This window comes from Chryseobacterium daeguense DSM 19388, assembly GCF_000430825.1.
GTDB classification, from domain to species: domain Bacteria; phylum Bacteroidota; class Bacteroidia; order Flavobacteriales; family Weeksellaceae; genus Chryseobacterium; species Chryseobacterium daeguense.
In genome coordinates, this window is record NZ_AUMT01000001.1 from 258,722 (window position 1) to 277,848 (window position 19,127).

A 19,127-nucleotide genomic window follows, 5' to 3' on the forward strand; every position below is an offset into this window, starting at 1 on the left:
AGTGATTCTGTAACGAGGTAAAGTTTGAATTAGCCATAATATTTTAAGGCTCTTCTAAATCCTCTATCAACAGCTTCCTTAACTGTATACGCATAAAACTCACCTTTATTTTTTATGTGAGTAAAGTCGTATTTTTGATCAAAAGGGAGATGGTAAATTTTTGATTCACCAAAAGAATCTCTATTTACGTTACACTTTATTCTTGGAAATTCAGATAATTGCATTTGAATAATTTCAACATTTAAAATTTTTGCAAATTCTTTTGCTGTATCTGAAAGTGCAGTATTAGTTATAAATACTGCCTTACAATTATTCTTAGATTTTAGGGTAGAAACTTTATAAATATAAGTTGTTGCAAATAATTGTAAAATATGTTTTTCATGAATTAATTTATCTTTAGACCAATATTTACATTGTACTATAAGTGTCTTATCATCTTTCACAGCAATTAAATCTCTTCCTAAATCTTTGAGTTTTTGCTCCATACCAAAATAAGTAACATTCCAACCTAAATTTTGGTAATGTTGTCCACAAAATAACTCATAATCTCTCCCAATTTGCCAGTTAGTTTTTTTACCTTTAATATAGTTGTCTAATGCCAGTTGATTTCTTTGTATATCATCTAATTGAGCATATTGCTCTTTAGTAATATATCTAGAAACATAATCTTCATTAGTTATTTTCTCTATATTTTGTTTGTCTTCTAATTCTTTTAGAAAACTAATGTCATCAACATAATTTAAAAGCTCAGGAAATATATTTAATAAATATTCATATTTATAAAGCATTAATTTATATTGCTCAAGGTACAATCTAGACTCTTGCTTAAGTTCTTTAATTCTTTTTGCTTCAACATTTGCGGGTCTGGATTTATTTTCTAAATATTTTGAACTAATATCAAATTGAAATAAAAGAAAGTCGTTATGTAAAGTGATTATTTTTTTTATTGAATCGTTATTGAATTTATCTAAGTCTTTATAATGCTCGTCTTTTTCAATAATGCATTGCTTTAAATTGTTGTTTTGTTCTTCTAATTGTTTTGAGCTATTTTCAAGTGTTTTAAAATCTTTTTCTTTATTAATAAGATTAATTTTTAATTTTTTTGTTTCATTTTCTAATACTTTTTTAATACGAAAAAGAGAAATTGAAAAAATTAAAAGAATCAATATTAAAGGAATAAGAATTTCTAACATAACTTTAATTATTACTGAATAGTCACCAATTCCGCCTCAAAAACATCCGTAAAATGCTTTCTGATCTTCGCCTTAATATCTTCCATTTCTTCAGGAGTCAACTCTCTTTCAAGCTCTCTTTTTAAGGAAGTTACCTGCTTGTCTTTGATTCCACAAGGGATAATATATTCAAAATAACGCATATCTGTGTTTATATTCAGGGCAAAACCGTGTAAAGTTACCCAGCGGGAAGCTTTTACTCCCATGGCGCAGATTTTTCTGGCGTAAGGTTTTCCTACATCAAGCCAGACTCCCGTTTCACCCGGAGAGCGTTCACCTTTCAGGCCGTATTCAGCAATAGTTCTGATGATAACTTCTTCAAGATTGCGCATATATTTATGAATATCCGTAAAGAAATTTTCAAGGTCAAGAATCGGGTAGCCTACAATTTGCCCGTAACCGTGATAAGTAATATCTCCGCCACGATTTACTTTTACGAAAGTAGCGTCAATTTGCTTTAGCTGATCCATCCCGGCCAGCATATTTTCTTCATGACCGCTTTTTCCAAGCGTGTAAACGTGTGGATGTTCTACTAAAAGAAAATGGTTGGGCGTTGTAATATGTTGGTCAGCAGGCAGATCACGGTTTTTTATTTTGGTGTCAATAATATCTTTCATCAGTTTTTCCTGATAATCCCAGGCGGGCTGATATTCTTTGATTCCCAAATCTTCAAATTCTACTACTTTATTTTGATGTGTGTTCATATCATTTTTTGATACACAAATTTAGTGATTTTTATGCTTTTACAGCATGGATGAAATCTATTGCTTTTTTCTTCCAGTCTCTATTTTGTAGTAAAATATTCACAAAGGCAGTTCCGATGATTCCGCCATCCGCTTTTTCAGTTACACTTTCAAAGTCTTCTTTTGATTTAATTCCAAATCCTATCATCACAGGGTTTTTCAAAGGTAAAGATCCCAGTCTTGAAAGATAATCTTCATTTTTCAAATCAGCATTTTTATTTCCTGTTGTAGATGAGGAACTTACAGCGTATAAAAACCCCGAACTCAAAGAATCGAGATACATAATTCTTTCATCCGAAGTTTCGGGTGTCACCAGAAAAGTAAAATTAAGGTGGTATTTTTCTAAAATTTTCTGATAATTTTTTTCGAATTCAATAGGCGGTAAATCCGGAATAATCAATCCTGAAATACCACTTTCAGCGCATTCCTGACAAAATTTTTCAAATCCGAAACTTAAAACGGGATTAATATATCCCATTAAAATAAGTGGAATTTTTATCTCATTTTTTATAGATTTCAGTTGTGAAAATAATGTTGAAATTATCATTCCGTTTTTCAAAGCCAGCTCGTGTGCTTTTTGGATCACTGGCCCATCAGCTACCGGATCCGAATAAGGCATCCCGATTTCTACCATATCTGCCCCGGAATTTTGTATGAGTTTTATAATCTCAGCGGTGTCTTCCAGTGCTGGAATTCCGGCTGTGAAATAGATGTTTAATTTTTTCATTTTATTTTGAAAATAGAAGTTAGAGGTTAGAAATTAGAAGTTAGTATTTAGCAAGCAGAAATTTTTAATAATAACTAACCTCTAATTTCTAGCTTCTAATTTCTCTAAATACGTTTCCATATCCTTATCACCGCGGCCGCTCAGGCAGATCACTACAATATCATTTTTTTCAAATGCTTTTTTTTCCAAAACCGCTAGGGCATGAGCACTTTCCAGAGCCGGAATAATACCTTCCATTTTAGTAAGTTCAAATGCAGACTCCAACGCTTCATCATCATTAATGCTGAAAAATTCTGCCCGTTTTTCTTTGAATAAATTCGCATGAAAAGGCCCGATTCCCGGATAATCCAATCCCGCGGAAATGGAGTGGGGTTCAATGACCTGGCCGTCATTCGTCTGCATGACGAGGCTTTTGCTTCCGTGTAAAACACCCAAAGTTCCGAGGAAAGTAGTCGCTGCCGACATTCCTGAATCAACTCCGTGGCCACCGGCTTCGGCTGCGATTAATTGTACATTTTCTTCATTTACAAAATGGTAAAAAGCCCCTGCAGCATTGCTTCCTCCGCCTACGCAGGCAATTACATAATCCGGGTTTTCTCTTCCGGCCTGCTCAAGAAGCTGTTCTTTGATTTCTTTTGAAATAATGCTCTGAAATCTCGCCACCAGATCAGGGAAAGGATGTGGTCCCACCACGCTTCCGATCACATAATGAGTCGTAACCGGATTATTGATCCAGTCTCTTAATGCTTCATTTACAGCGTCTTTCAGCGTTTTCGAACCTGATGTTGCGGGAATGACTTCTGCTCCCAGCATTTTCATCCTTGCAACGTTCGGAGCTTGTCTTTGAATGTCAATTTCACCCATATAAACGATGCATTCCAGACCCAGTAAAGCGCATGCAGTAGCTGTTGCAACGCCATGCTGACCCGCTCCGGTTTCTGCAATAATTCTTTTTTTACCTAAATGTCTTGCGAGCAAAACCTGTCCAAGAGCATTGTTGATCTTGTGGGCTCCGGTGTGGTTGAGGTCTTCTCTTTTCAGATAAATATTGGTTTGATATCTTTCGCTTAGATTTTGAGCATAATATAAAGGCGTTGATCTTCCAACGTAATTTTTTAATAAATCCTGATATTCTTGTTGAAAACTTTCCGATTCTATGATTTCCAGATAGTTTTTCTGTAACTCCTCTACATTGGGATAGAGCATTTCGGGGATAAATGCACCTCCGAAGTCTCCATAATATCCGTATTCATCAGGGTTTCTGTAAGTCATTTTGTAATTTATTTATCAATGAAATATTATAATCAAACTGTTGTTTATTAATCAGCTTGTTTTGGTACAAAAGGTTAATTTTTGCCGTTAAATTCACGATCATATTCAGGTTTAGTTTGGAATTGTACATATTGACGGCAATTTCCAGATTATCCACCAGAAAATAGGAATCCAGTTTTTCATACAGGCAGAAAATCTTACAATACACAAATCCAAAATCAAAACTCACGCTCGATTTCACATTGTTATCCAATAACTTATCGGCAATAATCACAAGGTGGTAGCTTTCCCACCGGCTTATATTTTTAAAGAAATACTGAATATCTTCTTTCTCAAATTTTCCGATAATGCTGATGAAATCTCCCAGAAGGCCGTCAATTTCCCAGTGTTCCGTATTGCTGTCATTCTGGGTAATAAACTTATGTAAATCGTCAATTTTCCTGTTCTCAAATTTTAAAGGAAATAATGCAGAATTCACCGTCTTTTTTAAAGACTGTAAATTCATTCGCTTGATTTTTAAAAGCTTAAGCTTTTTTGAATAATATTTTTTCAAAATTGTATTGTTTTTCGTTGTTGTGTTTTTGTATTCTAATATAATTCTTTAAACGTTTTTATTTTACTTATATTTTTAATTCCCGGCTCAGTTTCAAATTTTGAATTGATATCTATGGCAAATGGTTTTTGGTTTAAAATTTTCACCTGATCAATGTTTTCCTCTGAAATTCCGCCACTCAAAAAGTAGGGAAGCGGCAGCTGTACGGTATTTAAAATATTCCAGTCGAATTGTTTTCCCGTTCCGCCAAAAGCTTTTGAATCGGTATCGAAAAGAAAATAGTCTGTATTTTCAGTAATTTTATCGTTTATTTTAATCTCATTGTTTGCTATTCTTATTGCTTTAATAATCTTAATATCAGGTATTTCTTTCTTTAATTCGAAAATAAAATTTTCATTTTCATCACCGTGCAATTGAATATAATTCAGGTTTGCTTTTTCTGAAATTTCTACTATCTTATTAATATTTTCATTTACAAAAACCCCGACTTTCCCATGGTGATTGATTTCCGAAATCTCTTCCAGGGACAATTGATCCAAAACATATCTTGGTGATTTTTTATAGAAAATAAAACCAAGAAAATCTATATTTATAGAAGCCAGTTCATTAATCTGGCTGGTTTTGGTTAAACCACACACTTTTAACTTTGGTTTTTGTAAATTCATAATATTACTTCAGCCATAAATTCTTTAAATTTTTCTCCCGGATCTTCATTTTTCATAAAATATTCACCCATAAGAAACCCGTCAAACCCTTTTTGCTTTAAAAATTTAAAATCCTGAACACTGTAAATCCCACTTTCTGCAACAGATACGGCATTTTCAGGAAGCTGGTTTTTTAAATTAACCGAATGCTGCAGATCAACTTTAAAATCCTTTAAATTTCTGTTATTAATTCCTACCAGATCAATATTTTGGTTAAAATGCTTAAGCTCATCTTCTGTATAGATTTCAAGCAAAACTTCCATTCCCAATTCATGAGACAGCTCTGTAAATTCCATAACCTGCTGTGGTGAAAGACAGGCTGCAATTAATAAAACAGCGTCTGCACCTATACTTTTGGCTTCATAAAACTGATATTCGTCAATCATAAAATCTTTTCTCAGAATAGGAATATTGATATGATTTCTTACACTTAAAATATCTTCAATGCTTCCGCCAAAAAACTCCGTATCCGTCAGGATAGAAACTCCGCCTGCACCCAATTCCTGATATTTTGAAGTGACTTCCAAAGGTGATATTGTATCATTAATAATACCTTTTGACGGAGATTTTCTTTTAAATTCGGCTATAATGCCGCTTTTATTTTTTATATTATGTTTTAACGAAAAATTTTCTCTTTCAAAAAACATTGTATTTTTAAGATCACCAACTGGTATTCTTGATTTTGAAACAGAAATTTCCTCTTTTTTTCTTTGGATTATCTTGTCTAAAATATTCATCATCATTACTTTTTTGAATTATTCTAAAAGCAGCTCAAGACTTTTCAAAGCTTTTCCTCCGAATAAGCTTTCCTGAGCCTGAAATAGACAATCGTCATAGTTCCCGAACTTATTCGTATGATGAAGTGCCATTGCAGCATTGGCTAAAACCACAGAATTTTGCGGATCGGTACCGTTACCACTCAGGATGTTCCTGAAAATTTTTGCAGTTTCCTGAACGGTTGCTCCCGCTTTTAAGCTTTCCGGCTTCACAGAATCAAACCCGAGGTCTTCCGTAGAATAAATTTCTTCACCGTTTTTTGTGATTACTTTGGTGTCGTGGGTAAGGCTGATCTCATCGTAGCCGTCCATTCCGTGAATGAGGATGAAATCCTTCTTATCCTTTTGTAAAATATACTGGTAAATCCTTGCAATTTCAAGATTATAAACCCCAATCATGGAATATTGCGGCTTTGCAGGGTTCACAAGCGGACCCAAAAGGTTGAAAAATGTCCTTAAACCCAATGATTTCCGGAGCAAGCCTACCGACTGTACGGCGGGATGGAAATACGGCGCATGAAGAAAGCAGATATTTGCTTTATCCAGATCCATGGTAAGCCTTTCCGAATCATTTTTAAACTGATAACCAAGCTCTTCCAGCACATTTGAAGAACCTACAACGGTAGAAGTTCCGTAATTGCCGTGCTTTGTCACTTTCTGTCCGGCTCCGGCTACTACAAAGCTTGCCAGAGTGGATATATTGATGGTATTTTTCCCATCACCGCCGGTTCCCACGATGTCAATGGCATCACTGGTATCAAGATTCAGGGGAACAGCCATCTGCAGCAGGGCTTCCCGAAAGCCTTCAAGCTCTTTAAGGGTAATGTTCCGCATGAGATAAACGCTGATAAATGCAGTAACTTCCATGGCATTGAACTTGTTTTGCGCAATTTCAATCATGATAGCTTTTGCCTCAGATTTTGAAAGGGTATGATGGTTGAATAAATATTGTAGGATTTCTTTCATTACCGGGGTTTTAAGAATGAAAACATTCGCATTTTTTAATTTAAAAGGAAATTTTTAATAATAATCTCCCCGTCAGGCGTTAAAATACTCTCAGGGTGAAACTGGACTCCGTGAACATCATATTGCTTATGCTGCAAAGCCATGATCATTCCGTCTTTGTCTACTGCGGTGATTTCCAGTTCTTCAGGGAAATTATTGTTATCTACAGCCCAGCTGTGATATCTTCCGACTTCCATACCGGATGATAGATTTTTAAAAAGCTTGGTATCATTTTTCACAAAATCTGCCGAAGTTGCCACTCCATGGAAAATCTCGGAAAGATTGATGAGCTTTCCTCCAAAAGCTTCAGCAATAGCCTGCTGACCGAGACATACGCCGAGAATACTTTTTGTAGGAGCATATTTTTTTATTACATCCAATAAAATCCCTGCCTCTTCAGGAATCCCGGGGCCTGGTGAAAGGACTATTTTGTCGTATTTTTCAATTTCATCCAAGGTAATTTCATCATTTCTTACCACATCTACTTTTGCATTCAAAACCCTTTCAATGATTTGCACAAGGTTATAGGTAAAACTGTCGTAATTATCAAAAACCAACACTTTAATTTCCTGTTTTTCCTTATTTATATTGTTGTTCATTTTTTTCTTGTTTAAAGTTTAATTTACTCTTCATTTATTAGTTTTCAACCAAGCTTCCTGCCTTTTCTACTGCTTTTTTCAGGGCATTAAGTTTATTGTTGACTTCCTGCAGTTCATTTTCAGGGTCAGATTTTGCGACGAGTCCGGCTCCGGCCTGATAATACAAAGTATTGTTTTTACTTAAAAAAGTACGGATCATAATAGCCTGGTTACAGTCTCCGTTTAAGCCGATCATTCCGATGCAGCCACCGTAATAGCCGCGGGAATCTTTTTCATATTTGTTGATCAGCTGTAAAGCTTGATGTTTCGGTGCGCCGCTTAATGTTCCCTGCGGAAAGGTGGTGGCAACCATTTCATACGGATTTGTATTTTCCGGTAAATCTGCGGTTACTTCGCTTACCATGTGGATTACGTGAGAAAAAAGTTGTATTTCTTTCAATTTTGTAACAGTAACATTTTTCCCCAATTTTCCAAGATCATTTCTTGCAAGGTCTACCAGCATCGTATGTTCTGCATTTTCTTTAGCATCATTTTTTAAAGCTTCCACTGACTTGAGATCAGTTTCAAAATGCCCGGTCCTTTTGAAAGTCCCGGCAATAGGATGAATGGTAGCTTTGTTGTTTTTTATAATCAGCTGGCTTTCAGGGCTTGAGCCAAATAATTTATAATTTCCATAATCGAAAAAGAAAAGATACGGAGAAGGATTAATGTTTCGCAATGCACGATAAACATTAAATTCATCACCTTTGAACTTCTGCTCAAACCTTCTGCTTAATACCAGCTGGAAAACATCGCCCCGCATGCAGTGCTTTTGAGCGGTTTTTACAAGCTCAATATATTCTTCATCAGTAATATTGGATGTTTCTTTTCCGTTTTTTTCGAAAGGATAAATGATGGAATTCTGATTTCTGATCAGGCTTTCCAGCAGATAAAGCTCAGATTTTATACCCTTGATTTGGTTTTCAATGATATACATCTCGTCATTATAATGATTAATGGCGATGACGTATTGATACAGCCTGTACCGGAGGATCGGGATTTCAACTTCGGGGCTTTGTGCTTTCAGCATGATATTTTCAAAAAACTGAACGGCTTCAAAGCTTGTATACCCGAAAAGGCTCTGTGCAGTTTCTTCTACAGGATCTTTTGTTTTTTCACATTCAAAAATCTGGGAAAAGTTTTCAAAGATATCTGCAATTTTATGTTCGATGATAAATTGCTTTACAGGCTCTTCTCCCGGTAGTTTTATTTCATATTCATTAAGGTTTTTTATTTCAATTCCTGCAATGGCGTTAATAGCAATGAAAGAAAAATTATGATCAATATTTTTAGCATCCGAACTCTCCAGAAGAATTGTATCCCGGAACTTATCCCGAAGCTGCAGGTAAATATTCATCGGGGTTTTAAGGTCTCCCAATGCTTTTTTGGATACGGTTTTTATTTTTATTTTTTTAGTCAACATCTGCTGTGTATTATTCAATTGTATTTAAACAAAAAAAGACTTCAACGCACACGTCAAAGTCTTTATATATTGTTTTAAGTATTATTCCTGCTGTACAAATTAACAACATGATCCTACTTCCAGACCCGACGAAGAGTTTGAAAGCCACCACCAAATATTGTTGCTTATATTAAACATATGGCAAATGTATGGAATTTTTTAATACAAAAAATAAAAATAATGAAATTAAACGTATATAAAATTGAAGATCTTTTATTTCAGTTGTTGCAGTTCTTTCTTTAGTTCTTCTATTTTAATTGAATAATTTTCGTCAGGATAAGTTTTTGTGTAATCTTCTAAAGCAGAAATATATTCTTCAATGAAATCTTTATTTGTTTTGTCAGCTTCATATTTTATTCTTGCTTTTTCTATCGGGGCTTGTTTTTCATACTTTAAAAGTAATTTTCCTTCTTCGGATTCATGATAAAGAATAACGATATTTTTTTCGTAACCCGGAATGAATTTCACAGGAAAAGGTTTTTCTTTCTGCGGAATCCTGATAGCATTTTCTATAGGATAGATCGCCGCCGTAGTTGTAGAAAAGAATGTAGTAACGTATTTTCCGTCCTGCTTTTTTACAATGGCTTCATAATCATGGATATACTGTTCGTTTAAGGTAGAATTCGTCTCTACATCAGAGGTGATTATGGCTGTACTTTCTACGCCGTATTTATTGAGAAACCAGGCGTTCAAAAACTGTCCGCCAATGCCATTTAATATAGACAAAGGGAGTATTGGGACTAAAAACCACCACTTTTTCGTTACCGCAGACAGCAGTCCGAAGAGGAAAAAAACAATAACCACCGTGTAAAAACCATGATGGCTGGTGAAGAATAGAACTTTTGAAACGAAAATCATAGTTTTAGTTTAAAATTACTTAAATATAATCATTATGAATTACAATCTTTACTGAAAAATATAGTCAAAATGGACAGATGTCATGATTTTACAAGTTTATTTTTTATATTTTTGCTTAAATAATTTATAGAAAAAATAATGAAAAAAGTATTAGCAATCGCATTTATCGGAGGTTTATTGGTAGCTAACTGCTCAAAGAAGCCTAATCATGACTTACAAGACAGCAACACTATGCTGCCGGAACCGGACGCTCCTACAGTAGTTCAGGATTCCAGCGCAACAACACGTGATACTCCTGAAGCAGACGTAAATGCAGCAGTATCCGTTCCTGCAAAAGATGCAAAAGCAGATACTCTTACCAAGTAATAATGAAAAAATTATTTTTGACAGGATGTCTGGGTATGCTGATTGTTTCCTGTTCCAAAAAAGAAAATACGCCGGTAGAAATCTCGGGCTCCGAAAGCTGATCTTTCCGGTGACCAGATTATCGAAACGCTGGACTGCTCCGGCTGCCATTCGGTAAATGAAAGAATGATAGGACCTTCTTATCAGGAGATCGCAGATAAATATTCTGAAAAGGATATTGAATTGCTTGCTTCAAAAATCATAGAAGGCGGAAGCGGGGTATGGGGAAGCGTTCCAATGGCGCCCCATCCTCAGGTGTCTAAAGATGATGCTAAAAAAATGGTGGAATATATTTTGACTTTAAAGAAAAAGTAGAAAATGTCCGCCGAAAAAACCAGTCTGCACGCAAGAAATCTGCATCGCGATCCTTACGATTTTGATCAGCTTATTTCTTGTGTGCCGGAACTGAAACATTATGTCTTCAAAAATTCTTATCAAACGGCAACGATTAATTTTAGCATTCCAGAAGCCGTAAAATTACTTAATAAAGCTTTATTAGAGCATTTTTATAACATTCAGAGCTGGGATATTCCGGATACTAATCTTTGTCCTCCCATTCCCGGAAGGGCAGATTACATTCATTATATTGCGGATTTATTGGCCGGGCAACAGAATGAAGTTCCGAAAGGCCCCTCCATACAAGGCCTGGATATCGGAACAGGGGCGAATCTTATCTATCCTTTAATTGCCCATAAATCTTATGGCTGGAAGCTTTTGGGTACAGATATTAATGAAAAATCTCTGGAAAATGCGCAGAAAATTTTAGATCATAATCCTGATTTGTTATCTGTAATTGAATTAAAACACCAGCTCAATCCCGATCATATATTTAAATGTATAATTACTTCAAAAGACAGGTTTACTTTTTCCATGTGTAATCCTCCGTTTCATGATTCTGAAGAATCTGCACTAAAGGAAAATCTCAGAAAAACAAAAAACCTGAACCGGTCAAAAGTCAGCAAACCCTTGCTGAATTTTGGAGGACAACAGTCTGAGTTATGGTGCGACGGCGGTGAATTGGCCTTTATTACAAAAATGATCCATGAAAGCAGGCTGTATTCATCACAGATACTTTGGTTTACATGTCTGGTTTCAAAAAAAGATAATCTTTTCAAATTGACTTCGCTTTTAAAAAAGCTGAAAGCCATAGATGTCAAAATAATTGATATGGCTCAGGGCCAGAAGATCAGCAGAATATTGGCCTGGACTTTTATTCCTCAGCAAAACCATATAGACTGGTTCTTATAATTTAGATTTAAAAATCTTTTGAATTAAATTTTATATGAAATAAATGAGATTTCTGAGAAAAGCCATTGACCATCAATTCAAAAATCACTAATTTTGCACGTTATTTTAAATAAATACAATGCAATTATCAGAACAAGAAATCATTAGACGAGAAAAGCTGAACAAGCTTGTTGAAATGGGAATTAATGCGTTCCCTGCAGATGAATATGTAATTACAGATACTACAGAATCTATAAAACAGGATTTCGCTGATAATAAACAGGTTAAGATTGCAGGGAGATTAATGTCAAGAAGAATCCAGGGAAAGGCTTCTTTTGCTGAACTGCAGGACTCTACAGGCAGAATCCAGGTATATTTTAACAGAGATGAGATCTGTACAGGTGAAGATAAAACTTTGTATAATGAAGTGTACAAACACCTTTTAGATATAGGAGATATTATTGGTATTGAAGGAGAATTGTTCACGACCCAGGTGGGTGAAAAAACAGTTTTGGTAAAAAATTTCACACTTCTTACTAAAGCTTTAAGACCTTTACCACAAGCAAAAACAGACGAAAACGGAGTAGTGCATGACGGATTTACAGATCCTGAATTAAGATACAGACAACGTTACGTAGACTTGACGGTAAATCCTCAGGTAAAAGAAATTTTCGTTAAAAGAACAAAATTGTTCAACGCAATGAGAACTTTCTTCAATGATGCCGGATATTTTGAAGTTGAAACGCCAATTTTACAGTCAATTCCGGGAGGAGCTGCGGCAAGACCATTTATCACACATCATAATGCTTTGGATATTCCATTATATTTAAGAATTGCAAACGAATTATATCTAAAAAGATTAATCGTGGGTGGTTTCGACGGAGTTTATGAATTCTCAAAAAACTTCAGAAATGAAGGGATGGACAGAACCCATAATCCGGAATTTACAGCAATGGAAATCTATGTAGCGTACAAAGATTACAACTGGATGATGGATTTCACGGAGAAACTATTGGAATTCTGTGCAGTTCAGGTAAACGGAACTACAAAAGCAACTTTTGGAGAGTATGAAATTGATTTCAAAGCACCTTACCCGAGAGTTTCGATGACGGAAGCTATCCAGAAATTTACAGGTTTTAATATTACCGGGAAAACGGAGCAGGAACTATATGACTTCGCAAAATCCATCGGTATTGAAGTGAATGAAACCATGGGTAAAGGAAAATTAATTGATGAAATTTTCGGTGAAAAGTGTGAAGGAAACTTCATCCAGCCGACTTTCATTACAGATTATCCTATTGAAATGTCACCTTTAACCAAAAAGCACAGAAGCAAAGAAGGCCTTACCGAGCGTTTTGAATTAATGGTTTGCGGAAAAGAAATCGCGAATGCTTATTCGGAGCTTAATGACCCTATTGACCAGAGAGAGCGTTTCGAAGAGCAAATGAAGCTTTCTGAAAAAGGAGATGATGAAGCGATGTTTATCGACCAGGATTTCCTTAGAGCGCTGGAATACGGAATGCCGCCAACATCAGGTTTAGGAATCGGGATGGACAGGTTAATCATGTTCTTAACGAATAATGCATCCATCCAGGAAGTGCTGTTCTTCCCTCAGATGAAGCCGGAAAAAACTGTTCCTCAGGTAGAGCTGGGTGAAGATGAGAAAGTGATTCTTGAAATCTTAAATTCTCAGGAAGAGCCGTTCTCTTTAGCCGAAGTAAAGGAGAGAAGCCAGCTGTCCGGTAAAAAATGGGACAAAGCTTCAAAAACTTTAACTAAAAATAATCTGGTGAAAGTAGAGAAGATCGACGAAAATGTTTTGATGAAACTGGTTTAAAAATATTTTAATACATTTATAAGCGGGAAATATATTCCTGCTTTTATTTTTTATAAACTTTACTCTATTTTTTTGATATGTTTGATCTTAGCAAGGCATGGGAACTTATAAATACTAAGTTGGAATTTTGGTTTCAAGAGTTTGTGAAAATTCTTCCTAACCTTTTACTGGCTTCTTTAGTTTTAGTTATAGGTTTTTGGATGGCAAAATATATAAGAAGAGCTTCTCATAAAATATTTGGAAGAATATTTACTAATCATACAATAAATCATTTATTCAGTACTTTCACTTATGTAGCAGCTTTAGGGATTGTTATCTTCACAACGTTAAGTATTTTAAAACTTGACAAAGCGGTTACTTCAATTCTTGCCGGAGCAGGTATTCTCGGTTTGGCATTAGCTTTTGCTTTTCAGGACATTGCTGCAAATTTTATATCCGGGATTTTTATTACGTTCAGAAGGCCACTTAAGATTGGTGATATAGTTTCTATTAAAAATTATATGGGAAAGGTAGTGGAGATTAATCTTCGGGATACTGTAATTAAAACCTTTCAGGGTAAGATGGTAATTATTCCTAATAAGGATGTTTTTCAAAGCGCAATTGAAAATTATTCTCTTCTGGGAAAAAGAAGATTTGATCTTGAAATAGGGATTTCCTATAATGACGATTTGGAATATGCTGCAAAACTTGCTTTGGAGGCTGTAAAAGATATCGAAGGCCTAGATCCTTCTGAAGAAGTCACATTAGTATATACAGAATTTGATGAAAGTTCCATTAACTTTACAATCTGTTTATGGTGCAGCTCTACTGAACAGAGTCATTATTTAAGTATGGGGCATAAGGCAATTATTGCTATTAAAAAATCTTTTGATCTTCATAAGATTACCATCCCTTTCCCTATCAGAACTCTGGATGTTCAATGGCCGGAACATAAAACTAAATAAGCTTATTTTCTTTGCTTACTGAAAGAAATCATTAAATAAAATAAAAACGGAAGGATAAAAACAGATCCCAACATTAAAGCCCATCCTAAAGCTGAAATTGTCTTAGGAGCTGCTACATGTTCCAGCAAAGAAAGATGCTGCCCGTTGGCAAAAAGTATAATATTCGGGTTATGCTGATAAGTGGCTGCTACCAGAATCATAATAATTTGAAAGCCCGCTAAAGCTCTTACAGGAAGCAGTTTGCGCGTGTGCATTGCTCTTAAGATCAAAGCCAGGCAAATCGTTGCAAAAACTGTTGCCATCATTCCCAAAGGTTTCGAAAATACCCACATTAATAAAGGAATATCCGAAAGATAAGCCGTTACAAAAACCAAAATTCCGGTGATGACCACAAAGATCATGGTTTGTTTCGATTTTTTAATCATTAAACTTAATTCCACCTTGTCAATGGTTTCCCGTAAGGCAAAAACAGAAGCAAGATAAGCACAAATAGCCACTGTAAACAGCCCCACGGCAATTCCAAACCAGTTCAGCCAGCTGAAAATATATAGTTCTAAAAATCCTTTAGCCTCAGAATCTATGGAATGAGAGATTGTCGCAGCTGCAATTAATCCTAAAAAAAATGGAGTAAGTAAGCTCGAAAAATAAAAAATCTGCGTATAAACCTGCTGCCAGTCGTCTTTTACGGCATCATAATGTCTGAAAGTAAAAGCAGTTCCCCGCGCAATAATTCCTACCAGCATCAAAACCAGTGGAATATGAAGATACGTGGAAAGAGTAGTATAAATTTCAGGAAAACCTACAAAAAGTATAACAATCGCAATGATCAGCCACATGTGGTTCGCTTCCCAGACCGGCGCGATGGATTCATACATAATCACTTTGGTTTTCGGGCGGTTTTTTTTCTTGGTAAAAAGCTCCACAATTCCGGCTCCGAAATCAGCACCTCCCAGAATTACATAAAGACAAATCGAAAGCCAGAGAAAGCCTATAACTACATAAATCATGATTGCTTATTTTTAGAGTTAAACTGAGGATCGGTGGGATCATACAACTTCGGAACCATCTGTATCTGCCTTCTTAAAAGGAAAATGATGATTAAAGACAATGAAACGAAAATCGCAGTAAAAAAGTAAAATGAATACTGAATTCCGGGCATCGGTGTTACGGCATCTGCGGTTCTCATGATTCCGTAGATGATCCACGGCTGTCTGCCGACTTCAGTTACGGTCCATCCCGCTTCAAGTGCAATATATCCGAATGGAGAAGCTATTAAAAATGTTTTTAAAAGCCAGTTTTTCGTGAGCCATTCTTTTCTGAAAAAATAAGCATACAGATAAACCATTCCAATGATGATCATTACTACCCCGAAGAAGATCATAATCTGAAAAGCATAATGTACGACGGCAACCGGCGGCCATTCGTCTCTTGGGAAATCATTCAGGCCTTTTACCTCATGATTAAAATCGTTGCTTACTAAAAAGCTTAATACTTTTGGAATTTTTATAGCATACTTTATTTCACCTTTTTCTTCATCGGGAATTCCTCCAATTACAAAAGCGGCTCCTTTTTCTGTTTCAAAATGCGCTTCCATGGCAGCTAATTTGATAGGCTGTCTTTCCGCTACAGACTTTGCAGCAATATCGCCGCTTAAAGGGGCTCCAAACGCACCAATTAATGCAAACCCTGCAGCAATTTTAAATGCTTTTGTATGAAACTCTACATTCTTTTTTTTCATAATCAAATAAGCATGAACCCCCGCAACAGCAAATCCGGTGGCACAAAAAGCAGCTACCGTCATGTGTAAAGCCTGTGGAAACCATGCTTCATTAAACATTGCTTTTATAGGATCTATATTTAAATACTGTCCGTTTACATAATCAAATCCGGCAGGCGAATTCATCCAGGCATTGGCCGCAACCACTAAAATTCCGGAAGCTAAACCACTTAAACCAACTAAAAATCCACAGAACCAGTGGAACCATTTGTTGAATCTGTCCCATCCGTAAAGGAAGAAACCAATGGCGATGGCTTCAATAAAGAAAGCTGTTCCCTCTAAAGAAAAAGGCATCCCGAAAATGGGGCCTGCATGTTTCATGAATTGTGGCCAAAGAAGTCCCAGCTCAAAAGAAAGCATGGTCCCGGAAACGGCTCCGGTAGCAAAAAGTATGGCAACACCTTTACTCCAGGCTTTGGTGAGGCCTTTATACACTTCGTTTTTCGTTTTCAAGTATTTCCAGTGGGCAAATGCCATCAGAAAAGGCATTACCATATCAACACAGGAAAAAATAATGTGAAAACCGAGGGACATTGCCATCTGGGCACGGGCTGCCATGAAATCGTCCATAAATATCAATTTTTGAGTAAATAAATTTAAGCATAAATTAGAGATGTCCGGTATGATTTACAACAGTATTGGTTTGGAGAATAGGTTTTAACTTTGATATTTTTTAAAAGAAATCCACTCTGTAAGCTTTTAAAATTTTGTTTCAAATATTTTTAACATTAAAACAATAAGAATTTAGGTTTTTAATACTTAAATGAAGAAGATGAATGGTTGTATTGAAGTTAAGAAAATAAATTAATTAGCATTTTACTAAGAGTTAATTTATTAATTGTACTAAGTTTTTTAATATTAAAAATTTATAGTGCCTGAAAAAATCAACACTTCTAAAATGATTAAAATGTTGTGGAAAAATCACCTCTTTTTTGACACTTTTTAACTTTCATACCTCAAAAAAAATCACGATATTTGTGGGTCTTTGCAACAGGCAAAGCTTTAATATTTGATATGAGTCAGAAACAATATACAGCTAGTAGTATTCAGGCATTGGAAGGGATGGAGCACGTACGTATGCGTCCTTCAATGTACATTGGTGATGTGGGAGTGAGAGGTCTCCATCATTTGGTTTATGAAGTAGTAGATAACTCTATTGACGAGGCGTTGGCAGGATACTGCGATACTATTTTCGTCAGCATTAAAGAAGGGAACGGAATCGAGGTTAGCGATAACGGTAGAGGTATTCCGGTAGACTTCCACGAAAAAGAACAAAAATCTGCTCTTGAGGTTGTAATGACAAAAATCGGGGCCGGTGGTAAGTTTGATAAAGATTCTTACAAGGTTTCCGGAGGTCTCCACGGAGTTGGGGTATCGTGTGTAAACGCACTTTCCAATGAAATGGTGACAACCGTTTACAGAGACGGAAATGTTTATCAGCAGATATATTCCAGAGGGAAAGCACAGACTGGTGTTGAAGAGATAGGTCACAGCGATCAGAGAGGAACTAAGCAGTTCTTCCAGCCGGATGATACTATTTTTACAGAGCTTGTGTATAATTATGATACACTGGCAACCCGTTTAAGAGAGCTTTCTTATCTTAATAAAGGAATTACAATTACCCTTACAGATGAGAGAGAAAAGCTGGAAGACGGAACTTTCAGAACAGAAGTTTTCCATTCTGAGGGCGGATTAAAAGAATTTGTTGCCTATATAGACGGAAACCGTGAATCAATCATGGAAAATGTAATCTTCATGGAAGGTGAAAGAGATGAGATTCCGGTGGAAGTAGCAATGCGTTACAATACTTCATTCAACGAGAATCTGCATTCTTATGTTAATAATATCAATACGCATGAAGGAGGTACTCACTTAGCGGGTTTCAGACGTGCTTTGACAAGAACTTTGAAGAAGTATGCTGATGATTTGGGTATTCCACAGAAAGAAAAGGTAGAAATTACCGGGGATGACTTCCGTGAGGGACTTACAGCGGTGATTTCTGTAAAGGTAATGGAGCCTCAGTTTGAAGGACAGACCAAGACGAAATTAGGTAACTCCGAAGTTTCAGGGGCTGTAGATAAGATTGTAGGGGAGATGCTTACCAACTTTTTGGAAGAAAATCCAAATGAAGCAAAAATTATCGTTCAGAAGGTAGTTTTAGCTGCAAAAGCAAGACAGGCTGCGAAAAAAGCCCGTGAAATGGTTCAGAGAAAATCTCCGATGGGAGGTTCAGGACTTCCGGGTAAGCTTTCGGATTGCTCTTCAAAAGATCCTGCAGAATCAGAAATCTTCCTTGTAGAGGGTGACTCCGCGGGTGGAACGGCAAAACAAGGGCGTGACAGGTTTTTCCAGGCTATTCTTCCGTTAAGAGGTAAAATTTTGAACGTTGAAAAATCAATGCTTCACAAGGTTTACGATAACGAGGAGATTAAAAATATCTATACAGCACTTGGAGTTTCCGTAGGTACGGAGGAAGACAGTAAGGCTTTGAATATGTCTAAACTGAGATACCACAAGATCGTAATCATGACCGATGCCGATATTGACGGTTCTCACATCTCTACCCTGATTTTAACCTTCTTCTTCAGATACATGAAGGAATTGATTGAGAACGGATATATTTATATTGCTCAGCCCCCTTTATATTTATTAAAGAAAGGAAATAAAAAAGTATATGCCTACAACGAAAAAGAACGTGAAGAATTTACTTTAGATCTATCTCCTGATGGTAAAGGTGTTGAGGTTCAGCGTTATAAAGGTCTTGGGGAAATGAACCCAGAGCAGCTTTGGGAAACCACTCTTAATCCTGAACACAGGATCCTGAAGCAGGTAACAATAGACAATGCGGTAGAGGCAGACAGTGTTTTCTCCATGTTGATGGGGGATGAGGTGCCACCGAGAAGAGAATTTATTGAGAAGAATGCAAAATATGCTAAGATTGATGCATAATTAATTCTTGAAAATATA

At 36.0% G+C, this 19,127-nt stretch carries 19 protein-coding genes; 6 read left to right on the top strand and 13 right to left on the bottom strand.

Annotated features, from left to right (window positions below):
* Positions 1-29: 29 nt before the first annotated feature.
* The 11 genes from H560_RS22210 to H560_RS0101335 form a co-directional block, all read right to left on the bottom strand.
* Positions 30-1,193 carry a restriction endonuclease gene (locus H560_RS22210; RefSeq protein WP_051289076.1) on the bottom strand — a complete coding sequence of 388 codons (1,164 nt, stop codon included), beginning with the start codon at positions 1,191-1,193 and terminating at the stop codon, positions 30-32.
* Between the two features lie 11 nt (positions 1,194-1,204).
* On the bottom strand, positions 1,205-1,936 hold the full coding sequence (gene lipB / locus H560_RS0101290; RefSeq protein ID WP_027378361.1) for a lipoyl(octanoyl) transferase LipB: 732 nt from the start codon (positions 1,934-1,936) through the stop codon (positions 1,205-1,207).
* Between the two features lie 31 nt (positions 1,937-1,967).
* Positions 1,968-2,702 (bottom strand): tryptophan synthase subunit alpha, encoded by a 735-nt coding sequence (gene trpA, locus H560_RS0101295; RefSeq protein ID WP_027378362.1) that lies wholly within the window; start codon positions 2,700-2,702, stop codon positions 1,968-1,970.
* 81 nt (positions 2,703-2,783) lie between these two features.
* The gene (gene trpB, locus H560_RS0101300; protein WP_027378363.1) at positions 2,784-3,974 is read right to left on the bottom strand and encodes a tryptophan synthase subunit beta; all 1,191 of its coding nucleotides are present in this window, start codon (positions 3,972-3,974) and stop codon (positions 2,784-2,786) included.
* Positions 3,955-4,479, bottom strand: coding sequence for a hypothetical protein (locus tag H560_RS0101305; RefSeq protein WP_155844930.1), 525 nt, complete (start codon positions 4,477-4,479; stop codon positions 3,955-3,957). The genes trpB and H560_RS0101305 overlap by 20 nt, the downstream gene beginning before the upstream one ends.
* Before the next feature lie 83 nt (positions 4,480-4,562).
* Complete coding sequence (locus tag H560_RS0101310; protein ID WP_027378365.1) at positions 4,563-5,192, bottom strand: phosphoribosylanthranilate isomerase; 630 nt, start codon at positions 5,190-5,192, stop codon at positions 4,563-4,565.
* Positions 5,189-5,968, bottom strand: coding sequence for an indole-3-glycerol phosphate synthase TrpC (gene trpC / locus H560_RS0101315; RefSeq protein WP_027378366.1), 780 nt, complete (start codon positions 5,966-5,968; stop codon positions 5,189-5,191). Before trpC ends, H560_RS0101310 begins: the two co-directional genes overlap by 4 nt.
* An 18-nt stretch (positions 5,969-5,986) precedes the next feature.
* Positions 5,987-6,973, bottom strand: coding sequence for an anthranilate phosphoribosyltransferase (gene trpD / locus H560_RS0101320; RefSeq protein ID WP_027378367.1), 987 nt, complete (start codon positions 6,971-6,973; stop codon positions 5,987-5,989).
* A gap of 35 nt (positions 6,974-7,008) precedes the next feature.
* Positions 7,009-7,578: an anthranilate synthase component II gene (locus tag H560_RS0101325; protein WP_027378368.1), complete on the bottom strand. Its 570-nt coding sequence runs from the start codon at positions 7,576-7,578 to the stop codon at positions 7,009-7,011.
* Between the two features lie 70 nt (positions 7,579-7,648).
* Complete coding sequence (locus H560_RS0101330) at positions 7,649-9,073, bottom strand: anthranilate synthase component I family protein (protein WP_027378369.1); 1,425 nt, start codon at positions 9,071-9,073, stop codon at positions 7,649-7,651.
* Positions 9,074-9,325: 252 nt separating this feature from the next.
* Positions 9,326-9,970 carry a hypothetical protein gene (locus H560_RS0101335; protein ID WP_027378370.1) on the bottom strand — a complete coding sequence of 215 codons (645 nt, stop codon included), beginning with the start codon at positions 9,968-9,970 and terminating at the stop codon, positions 9,326-9,328.
* Positions 9,971-10,108: 138 nt separating this feature from the next.
* Here H560_RS0101335 and H560_RS0101340 point away from each other — a divergent pair, with 138 nt between their 5' ends.
* The 5 genes from H560_RS0101340 to H560_RS20915 all read left to right on the top strand — a co-directional run bounded on the left by H560_RS0101340 (position 10,109) and on the right by H560_RS20915 (position 14,383).
* Entirely contained in the window at positions 10,109-10,336 is a 228-nt protein-coding gene (locus H560_RS0101340; RefSeq protein ID WP_027378371.1) for a hypothetical protein, read from the top strand.
* Between the two features lie 165 nt (positions 10,337-10,501).
* Positions 10,502-10,690, top strand: coding sequence for a c-type cytochrome (locus H560_RS20910; RefSeq protein ID WP_262486254.1), 189 nt, complete (start codon positions 10,502-10,504; stop codon positions 10,688-10,690).
* Between the two features lie 3 nt (positions 10,691-10,693).
* Positions 10,694-11,623, top strand: a complete 930-nt coding sequence (gene rlmF, locus H560_RS0101350) for a 23S rRNA (adenine(1618)-N(6))-methyltransferase RlmF (RefSeq protein ID WP_027378372.1) — start codon at positions 10,694-10,696, stop codon at positions 11,621-11,623.
* A gap of 118 nt (positions 11,624-11,741) precedes the next feature.
* Positions 11,742-13,439 (top strand): lysine--tRNA ligase, encoded by a 1,698-nt coding sequence (lysS, locus tag H560_RS0101355; RefSeq protein ID WP_027378373.1) that lies wholly within the window; start codon positions 11,742-11,744, stop codon positions 13,437-13,439.
* A 119-nt stretch (positions 13,440-13,558) separates the two neighbouring features.
* Positions 13,559-14,383, top strand: coding sequence for a mechanosensitive ion channel family protein (locus H560_RS20915; RefSeq protein WP_228372397.1), 825 nt, complete (start codon positions 13,559-13,561; stop codon positions 14,381-14,383).
* Positions 14,384-14,385: 2 nt separating this feature from the next.
* Here H560_RS20915 and H560_RS0101365 read toward each other — a convergent pair whose 3' ends face one another.
* The gene (locus H560_RS0101365; protein WP_027378374.1) at positions 14,386-15,390 is read right to left on the bottom strand and encodes a cytochrome d ubiquinol oxidase subunit II; all 1,005 of its coding nucleotides are present in this window, start codon (positions 15,388-15,390) and stop codon (positions 14,386-14,388) included.
* Entirely contained in the window at positions 15,387-16,730 is a 1,344-nt protein-coding gene (locus H560_RS0101370; RefSeq protein ID WP_027378375.1) for a cytochrome ubiquinol oxidase subunit I, read from the bottom strand. The genes H560_RS0101365 and H560_RS0101370 overlap by 4 nt, the downstream gene beginning before the upstream one ends.
* A gap of 444 nt (positions 16,731-17,174) precedes the next feature.
* Here H560_RS0101370 and gyrB point away from each other — a divergent pair, with 444 nt between their 5' ends.
* Positions 17,175-19,109: a DNA topoisomerase (ATP-hydrolyzing) subunit B gene (gene gyrB / locus H560_RS0101375; RefSeq protein WP_027378376.1), complete on the top strand. Its 1,935-nt coding sequence runs from the start codon at positions 17,175-17,177 to the stop codon at positions 19,107-19,109.
* Positions 19,110-19,127 lie beyond the last annotated feature (18 nt).

Excerpts from the sequence above, each read along its gene's own strand:
- H560_RS0101365 (WP_027378374.1), bottom strand. The coding sequence starts at position 15,390 with ATGATTTATGTAGTTATAGGCTTTCTCTGGCTTTCGATTTGTCTTTAT.
- gyrB (WP_027378376.1), top strand. The coding sequence starts at position 17,175 with ATGAGTCAGAAACAATATACAGCTAGTAGTATTCAGGCATTGGAAGGG.
- H560_RS20910 (WP_262486254.1), top strand. The coding sequence starts at position 10,502 with ATGATAGGACCTTCTTATCAGGAGATCGCAGATAAATATTCTGAAAAG.
- H560_RS22210 (WP_051289076.1), bottom strand. The coding sequence starts at position 1,193 with ATGTTAGAAATTCTTATTCCTTTAATATTGATTCTTTTAATTTTTTCA.
- trpB (WP_027378363.1), bottom strand. The coding sequence starts at position 3,974 with ATGACTTACAGAAACCCTGATGAATACGGATATTATGGAGACTTCGGA.
- H560_RS0101330 (WP_027378369.1), bottom strand. The coding sequence starts at position 9,073 with ATGTTGACTAAAAAAATAAAAATAAAAACCGTATCCAAAAAAGCATTG.
- H560_RS0101370 (WP_027378375.1), bottom strand. The coding sequence starts at position 16,730 with ATGGACGATTTCATGGCAGCCCGTGCCCAGATGGCAATGTCCCTCGGT.
- trpC (WP_027378366.1), bottom strand. The coding sequence starts at position 5,968 with ATGAATATTTTAGACAAGATAATCCAAAGAAAAAAAGAGGAAATTTCT.
- trpA (WP_027378362.1), bottom strand. The coding sequence starts at position 2,702 with ATGAAAAAATTAAACATCTATTTCACAGCCGGAATTCCAGCACTGGAA.
- H560_RS0101305 (WP_155844930.1), bottom strand. The coding sequence starts at position 4,479 with ATGAATTTACAGTCTTTAAAAAAGACGGTGAATTCTGCATTATTTCCT.
- H560_RS0101340 (WP_027378371.1), top strand. The coding sequence starts at position 10,109 with ATGAAAAAAGTATTAGCAATCGCATTTATCGGAGGTTTATTGGTAGCT.
- rlmF (WP_027378372.1), top strand. The coding sequence starts at position 10,694 with ATGTCCGCCGAAAAAACCAGTCTGCACGCAAGAAATCTGCATCGCGAT.
- H560_RS0101310 (WP_027378365.1), bottom strand. The coding sequence starts at position 5,192 with ATGAATTTACAAAAACCAAAGTTAAAAGTGTGTGGTTTAACCAAAACC.
- lipB (WP_027378361.1), bottom strand. The coding sequence starts at position 1,936 with ATGAACACACATCAAAATAAAGTAGTAGAATTTGAAGATTTGGGAATC.
- H560_RS0101335 (WP_027378370.1), bottom strand. The coding sequence starts at position 9,970 with ATGATTTTCGTTTCAAAAGTTCTATTCTTCACCAGCCATCATGGTTTT.
- lysS (WP_027378373.1), top strand. The coding sequence starts at position 11,742 with ATGCAATTATCAGAACAAGAAATCATTAGACGAGAAAAGCTGAACAAG.
- trpD (WP_027378367.1), bottom strand. The coding sequence starts at position 6,973 with ATGAAAGAAATCCTACAATATTTATTCAACCATCATACCCTTTCAAAA.